Source organism: Streptomyces sp. NPDC002133, from assembly GCF_040296405.1.
GTDB lineage: Bacteria > Actinomycetota > Actinomycetes > Streptomycetales > Streptomycetaceae > Streptomyces.
In genome coordinates this window covers 24788-31282 of the sequence record NZ_JBEOXF010000081.1, presented here as the reverse complement: position 1 = coordinate 31282, position 6495 = coordinate 24788, and the positions used below count along the sequence as shown (strand labels likewise).

At 68.1% G+C, this 6495-nt stretch carries 6 protein-coding genes; 2 read left to right on the top strand and 4 right to left on the bottom strand.

What is annotated here, in order from left to right:
• Window positions 1–179: 179 nt before the first annotated feature.
• A complete protein-coding gene (locus ABT078_RS38825) occupies window positions 180–629 on the top strand; it encodes a 2OG-Fe(II) oxygenase (RefSeq protein ID WP_351236499.1) in 450 nt (149 codons plus the stop codon).
• A gap of 54 nt (window positions 630–683) precedes the next feature.
• Entirely contained in the window at window positions 684–1856 is a 1173-nt protein-coding gene (locus ABT078_RS38820; RefSeq protein WP_351236497.1) for a serine hydrolase domain-containing protein, read from the top strand.
• A gap of 311 nt (window positions 1857–2167) precedes the next feature.
• Here ABT078_RS38820 and ABT078_RS38815 read toward each other — a convergent pair whose 3' ends face one another.
• The 4 genes from ABT078_RS38815 to ABT078_RS38800 all read right to left on the bottom strand — a co-directional run bounded on the left by ABT078_RS38815 (window position 2168) and on the right by ABT078_RS38800 (window position 6484).
• Window positions 2168–3046 carry a PaaX family transcriptional regulator gene (locus ABT078_RS38815; protein WP_351236495.1) on the bottom strand — a complete coding sequence of 293 codons (879 nt, stop codon included), beginning with the start codon at window positions 3044–3046 and terminating at the stop codon, window positions 2168–2170.
• A gap of 20 nt (window positions 3047–3066) precedes the next feature.
• Window positions 3067–4683, bottom strand: a complete 1617-nt coding sequence (locus ABT078_RS38810; RefSeq protein ID WP_351236493.1) for an AMP-binding protein — start codon at window positions 4681–4683, stop codon at window positions 3067–3069.
• A gap of 101 nt (window positions 4684–4784) precedes the next feature.
• Window positions 4785–5570 carry a maleate cis-trans isomerase family protein gene (locus tag ABT078_RS38805; RefSeq protein WP_351236491.1) on the bottom strand — a complete coding sequence of 262 codons (786 nt, stop codon included), beginning with the start codon at window positions 5568–5570 and terminating at the stop codon, window positions 4785–4787.
• Window positions 5567–6484, bottom strand: coding sequence for a fumarylacetoacetate hydrolase family protein (locus tag ABT078_RS38800; protein WP_351236489.1), 918 nt, complete (start codon window positions 6482–6484; stop codon window positions 5567–5569). The genes ABT078_RS38805 and ABT078_RS38800 overlap by 4 nt, the downstream gene beginning before the upstream one ends.
• Window positions 6485–6495 lie beyond the last annotated feature (11 nt).

The following is a 6495-nucleotide window of genomic DNA, read 5'->3' as shown; positions in this document are numbered from 1 at the left end:
TGGGCAGACCAGCGGACACAACCTGCCCTCACCCGGCCACCCGACCCGAAACCGATCAAAAGACCACTCTCAAACCACCTCGGTGGATCAAGGCTTAGTGTGCCAGAAGTCATGGGAGGCCCTGGTCACGGCCTGGTTTATGGGCGCGCTGTGCAGCGCGTCCGGCGCACCAGGGCGTCATCGACGAATCGCTGCGCAAGAGCGAGTACGTCGAGGTCCCGGCGCACCTGGAGGAGGCGGTCATCTCCCACTGCGCCGCCTACGTCCGCAGCCACTTCGAGATCGCCCTGAAGCCCGTACCCACCCAGCCGTCGGTCGTCTACCGCTACGGCCCCGGCGTCGGCTTCGTCGCCCACCACGACGAGGTCACCGACATCGAACGCGAGCGGGCCCGGACCAACGGACAGCCCGTCGTCGGCGGCGACCTCACCCTCGTGCTCTGGCTCAACACACCGGACTCCTATGGCGGCGGCGAGCTCTTCTTCGAGAACCCGGCCCAGGAGATCAAGCCCCCGTGCGGCAGCCTGGTCGCCTTCCCGGCCACCCGCGACCACATCCACGGCGTACGGCCGATCACGAGGGGCGAACGGGTCACCCTCGTCGTGCGCACTGATGCCGAGCGCCTTTGAGCTGGGCCCACTTGATCTGCCGGAGAGGGCAGCCCAGCTGCCAGGATGAGCGGTATGACAACGATCCACGGTGAGGTAGCGCCCGGGTTCGAACCGGTCCGCGAGGCGTTCATAGCGAACTTCACCCAGCCCGGGGACATCGGTGCGGCCGTGTGCGTCTACTGGCACGGCCGGCCGGTGGTGGACCTGTGGGGTGGCATCGCCGATATCGAGACCGGCCGTCCGTGGACACGGGACACCCTGCAACTGGTCTACTCGACGACCAAGGGGGCCACCGCGACCGCGGCGCACATGCTGGCCGAGCGCGGCATGTTGGACCTCGACGCACCGGTGGCGAAGTACTGGCCGGAATTCGCGGCGAACGGCAAGGCAGACATCCCCGTGCGCTGGCTCCTTTCCCACCAGGCTGGCCTGGTCGCACTCGATCAACCGCTGCCGCTAACAGAGGCGTTGGCCTGGGACCCCATGATGGCTGCCCTGGCGGCCCAGCGTCCCCTGTGGACTCCGGGCACTGCCCACGGGTACCACGGCCGAACCTGGGGCTGGCTTGTCGGCGAGGTGATCCGCCGAGTCTCCGGCCGCTCGCCGGGCCGCTACTTCGCCGACGAGATCGCGGGCCCTCTCGCCTTGGACTTCTTCATCGGCCTGCCGGCGAGCGAACGCAGCCGGGTCAGCCGCATGGTGTACCGGAGGCCCGCCGTCGACCTCACGACGGTGCCCGCCGATTCGCTACCCGAGGAACTCCGCGAACAGGTCGCAGCCTGGCGTGACCCGAACTCGTTCAGCAACCGGGCGTTCGCGGTCACGGACCCTGCCGCGATCGACTTCGACTCACCGGAGGTGCAGGCCGCGGAACTCCCGTCCTCCAATGGCATCGGCACCGCACACGCACTCGCACGGATGTACGCCGCGCTGGTCGGCGAGGTCGACGGTGTACGCCTACTCGCCCCGGAGACGTTGGCGTCGGCGACCATGGAGCTGGCCAGCGGGCAAGACGCGGTGATGGTGATCCCGAGCCGATTTGGCACCGGATTCATGCTGCCCACCGGCTCCAACTCGATGACGGGTCCGAACGCCTTCGGCCACACCGGCCGCGGCGGCTCACTCGGCTTCGCCGACCCGGAGCACGGCATCGCCTTCGGGTACGTGATGAACCACATCATGAGCGGGTCCGACGATGCGCGTGCGGCTTCTCTGACCGCAGCGGTGCGGAAGTCGCTGGCGTGACGGTGTCGACATGGCGTTGGAGGGCTACCCCGCCCCAAGGCCAGGTGCTCCCCCAGCACGCCGATCACGGGTTTCGAAGGAACCCTTCCGGGTGACGCACCGACGCACTCGAACTGGGTGACGTGGCCGGCGAGCCGAGATGCTCGCACGGTCTGGCGCGCCAGTGCAAGGGAGGAGCACTTGGGTTCCGTGTGGCCTTCGGCCTGCCGACGCATCTCCCCGATCAGCCGCCCGTTGTGGGCTCGGACGGCCTCAGGGTTGGCCTTCTCTTATGCGTCGGCCAGCGCGTCCAGGCGACGTTGTCGGCAAGGTCACGGTTTGAGAGTGCGAGCGACGTGCGCGTGGGCGCGGCCCTCGAGCTCGGTCTGCAGTGCGAAGAAGACAGGGGCGGCCCGCAGGCCCGCCCAGTGCTGGGGCAGCACTTCGGTGGGAAGGCCCGGGTCCAGGTAGGGAAGCCTGCGCCAGCTGGTCAGCGCGCGGATGTAGTCGGCGAATGCCGTGGCGTCATCGGTCGGCGGCTGCTGCTGCCATCGCTCCAGAACGGGCTGCTGGGCGGCGATGAAAGTCTTGTACCTCAGGTCCAGCTCGTCCAGATCCCACCACTGTCGCACCTTCTCGGGCAGCGCTGTGAACGCCAGGTAATCGGAGCGCAGGAGGTCGGCGTACTCCGTCAGACCGAGGCGTTCCAGCATGGCCGTGGTGCTCTCGTACAGGTGGGCCGGTGCGATCCACACTCCTGGCGCGACCGCTCCGAAGCCCATGCCGGACAGACGTGAGCGGAGCTGGTGTCGCTTGCTGCGCTCCCGCTCCGGTACGGAGAAGACCGCGAGCACCCACCCGTCGGCCAGAGAGGGGCGCTCCCGCCGGAAGATCCGTTCGTCTCCTTCCTGCAGGATCTCGCGTGCTTCCTGGGAGAGTTCGTAGCCTGCGAGACCGTCCTGGCGACGCGCTTCCAGGATGCCGCGCCGCTTGAGTCGACTGATGGAGGAGCGAACGGCCTGCTCGTCGACTCCCAGGTCGCCGAGCAGGGCGATCAATGAGGCAATGGAGAGCCATCCGTCGTGCCGTCGGCCGTAGAGTCCGTACACCGTGACGATGAAGGTTCGCGGGGATACGGGCGCCAGCCCTTGGTCTGTCTGCGCAAGGGCGTCCTCGCCCGACAGGTCACTGGCCACGGATGTACTGGTCATCCGACCACCGTACCAACCGTTCAGTTCGCCGTCCTACGCAGTCGGAAGCGCTGGATCTTGCCGGTGGCCGTCTTGGGCAGCTCGGCGCAGAAGGTGAGCGCCCGCGGGTATTTGTAGGGGGCGATGGTGCTCTTCACGAACGTCTGGAGCTCGGCGGCTTTCCCGTCGCCCGCCGCGACGCCCTCCCTCAGGACGACGAAGGCGTGCGCGATGGAGCCCCGCTCGGGGTCGGGGTCACCGACGACGGCCGCCTCGGCAACGTCCGGGTGAGCGAGCAGCGCCTCTTCGACCTCCGGGGCGGCGATGTTGTAGCCGGAGGAGATGATCATGTCGTCGTTGCGCGCCTGGAACCAGTAGTACCCGTCGGCGTCTCGTGTGTAGACGTCACCGGTGATGTTCCATCCGTGCCGGACGTAGGTCAGCTGTCGTTCGTCGGACAGGTAGCGGCAGCCGGTCGGGCCCTGGACGGCGAGCCGACCGGGGGTTCCGTCGGGTACGGGTCTGCCGTCCGCGTCCAGGATGCTGGCGCGGAAGCCCGGGACCACCCGGCCGGTGGAGCCGGGACGGATGTCGTCGTCGGCCGCCGAGATGAATATGTGCAGCATCTCGGTACCGCCGATGCCGTTGATGATGCGTATCCCGGTCGCCTGCTCGAACTCCTGCCACACCGGCAGCGGAAGATGCTCTCCGGCTGACACGCACCGGCGCAGCTTCTTCAAGGAATCGGCCCGGCCTGCGTTGAGGATGGCCTTGTAGGCTGTGGGGGCGGTGAAAAGGACAGTGGCGCCGTGTTCGGCGACCGCGTCCGCGAGATCGGCGGGACCAGTCCGTTCGAGCAGCAGTGCCGAGGCGCCTGCTCTGAGGGGGAAGACGACCAGACCGCCGAAGCCGAAGGTGAAGCCGAGCGGCGGGGTGCCGGTGAACACGTCGTCCGGCGTGGGCTTGAGAGTGTGGCGGGAGAAGGTGTCGGCATTGGCCAGCACATCCCGGTGGAAGTGCATGGTGGCCTTGGGCCGTCCCGTCGTACCGGACGTGGGCCCCAGCAGGACGACATCGTCGGCGGCCGTGTCCACGGCGGTGTACTGCCCGTTCTTGCCCGACGCGCGAACGGTGAGGTCGGCCGGATCACCGTCATTGCCGTAGTACAGGACGCAAAGAGCGTCACCGGCCGCCGCGCGCATCTCGTCCGCGAATCGGTGGTCGCACACAGCGAGCGTGGGCCGGGTCAGCTCGATCAGCGGTACCAGTTCCTTGGCGCGCAGCAGCGGGACGGTGGTCACGACGACTCCGCCCGTCTTGACGACAGCGAGCCAGCAGGCGACCAGATAAGGGGTGTTCGGGCCTCGGAGCAGAACACGGTTGCCCGGTACGAGACCCAGGTCCTCGGTGAGCACCTGAGCGATCCGGTTGGTGTGACGCTGCAGATCGCCGTAGGTCCAGGTCTCGTCCGGCGTGCGCAGAGCGGGACGGTCCGCCCCGTAGCGCCGAATCGTCTCGTCGAGGAGCACTTCGGCGCAGTTGAGGCGCTCGGGATACTGCAGTTCAGCGAGATCAAAACGGAATTCCGGCCACTGCGACACGGGGGGCAGGTGGTCGCGGCAGAACGTGTCGCGGTGCGCGGACGGTGAGAGCTGCATGGCGGGGCTCCCTTCCAGGGAGTGTCCGGGGGCGCGAGGAGAAAGTGTCGGGCCGCCGCCGGGGAGGCGGGAGCCGTGGTGCACGTTCAGCGTGGTGCGGCTCAGCGGGACGGCGGCGGCGCGTCCTTGTAGGCCCCGGACAGCAGGTGGCCCGCGCCGGGGGCGATGGCCGGAAGGTCGAGAGCCCGCATCATCTGGTGGGCTGTCGCGATCGAGGCCGAGAGCACGGGCTTGCCCAGCTCCTGCTCGACGATCTCCACGGATTCGAGCGACGGCATCTGCACGCAGGCCGACAGCACGATGGCGTCGGCGTCGCTGTGGTCCAGAGTGCGGACGATGGGGATGAGGGCGCGCGGGTCGTGGGCGGCGACGTCCAGGTTGTCGGGGATCTCCAGCGCCTTGTGGTCGCCCACCTCGATACCTTCATTGCGGATGTAGTCCACGACGGTCCGGGTGAGCGGTTTCAGATAGGGCGCGACAAGGGTGATCGAGCGGGCCTTCATGGTGTGCAGTGCGCCGACCAGCGCGCCGGCGCTGGTGACGACCGGTGCGGGCGCGCCGTTGTCCTTGGTGATCGCGGTCAGTTTGTCTTCGGAGGCGCGGTGGTAGCCGTGGCCCATGCTCATAATCGCGACGAGACAGGCGTATCCCAGTACGTCGACGCGGGCGTCCGACAGCTCGGCCGCGCACCGGTCGGAGTCGGCGTCCATCGCGGCCAGTTCCTCCTTGACGACGTGCTTCATCCGCATTCGGCTGGAATGGAAGGTGAACCGCTCCGGTGCGACCGACTCACGGGCCCGGAACAGCGCCGGTATCTCGGTCTCCATCGTGACGTTGGAGCTCGGCACGATCTGTCCGATGCGGAAGGTGCGGGCTCGTTGGCTCATCGCGCGTCCACCACCGGGTTGCGCAGGGTGCCGAGGGACTCGATGGTCGCCTCGACCACGTCGCCGGGGGTGAGGAACTGCTGCGGTGTGAAGCTCGCGCCGACTCCGGCCGGTGAACCGGTGGCGATGACATCACCGGGCTCCAGCGTCACTCCCGCGCTGATGTCGGCGATGAGGTCGGGAATGCGGAACAGCATGTGCCGCGTGTTGCCCTTCTGCTTCACTTCGCCGTTGACGCGCAGGGACAGGTCGAGGTCGTGCGGATCGGCGATGTCCTCGGCGGTGCGGATCGCGGGGCCGAACGGCGCGTAGGAGTCCTGCCCCTTGGAGTAGAACCACTGTCCGGATCGTCGCTGGTCCCGGGCGCTGATGTCGTTGATGATGCTGTAGCCGAACACGTACCGAAGGGCGTCCTCGGGCCGGACCGACTTGGCTGTCTTGCCGATGACCACGGCGAGTTCGCATTCCCAGTCGAGCTGGGATGTCAGATCCGCGTTGTGCAGGATCGGCTTGCCGGGGCCGGTGACGGCGGTGGCCGGCTTGCTGAACAGCACGGGCCTTTGCGGCAGTTCCTTGTCGGTGTCGAGGGTCCGCGCGGACTCCGCGACGTGTTCCGTGTAGTTGAGGCCGACGCCGATGATCTTTCCCGGGCGCAGCGGCGTCTCCAGTGTGACCTCGGCCAGGGAGTGTTGTGCCGTCTGCGGTACGGGCAGGGTCAGCAGGCGGCCCAGGGTGGCGAGCGCATGGGGACCCGCCTTGATGAGGTCGAGCACGGACGCGGGGGCGGCGCCGAGGCCCGGGACGTCTGCGCGGGCTTCGGAGGCGAGTCCTGCCACGTCGATGACGGTGTCGCCGCTCTGTACGCCCAGTCGGCCTACGGGATCGCCGTCCAGGGTGTAGCTGACCAGCAGCATGTGTCCTCCTT

Coding starts and splice junctions, on each gene's coding strand:
- ABT078_RS38800 (WP_351236489.1), bottom strand. CDS start 6,484: ATGCTGCTGGTCAGCTACACCCTGGACGGCGATCCCGTAGGCCGACTG.
- ABT078_RS38815 (WP_351236495.1), bottom strand. CDS start 3,046: ATGACCAGTACATCCGTGGCCAGTGACCTGTCGGGCGAGGACGCCCTT.
- ABT078_RS38810 (WP_351236493.1), bottom strand. CDS start 4,683: ATGCAGCTCTCACCGTCCGCGCACCGCGACACGTTCTGCCGCGACCAC.
- ABT078_RS38820 (WP_351236497.1), top strand. CDS start 684: ATGACAACGATCCACGGTGAGGTAGCGCCCGGGTTCGAACCGGTCCGC.
- ABT078_RS38805 (WP_351236491.1), bottom strand. CDS start 5,570: ATGAGCCAACGAGCCCGCACCTTCCGCATCGGACAGATCGTGCCGAGC.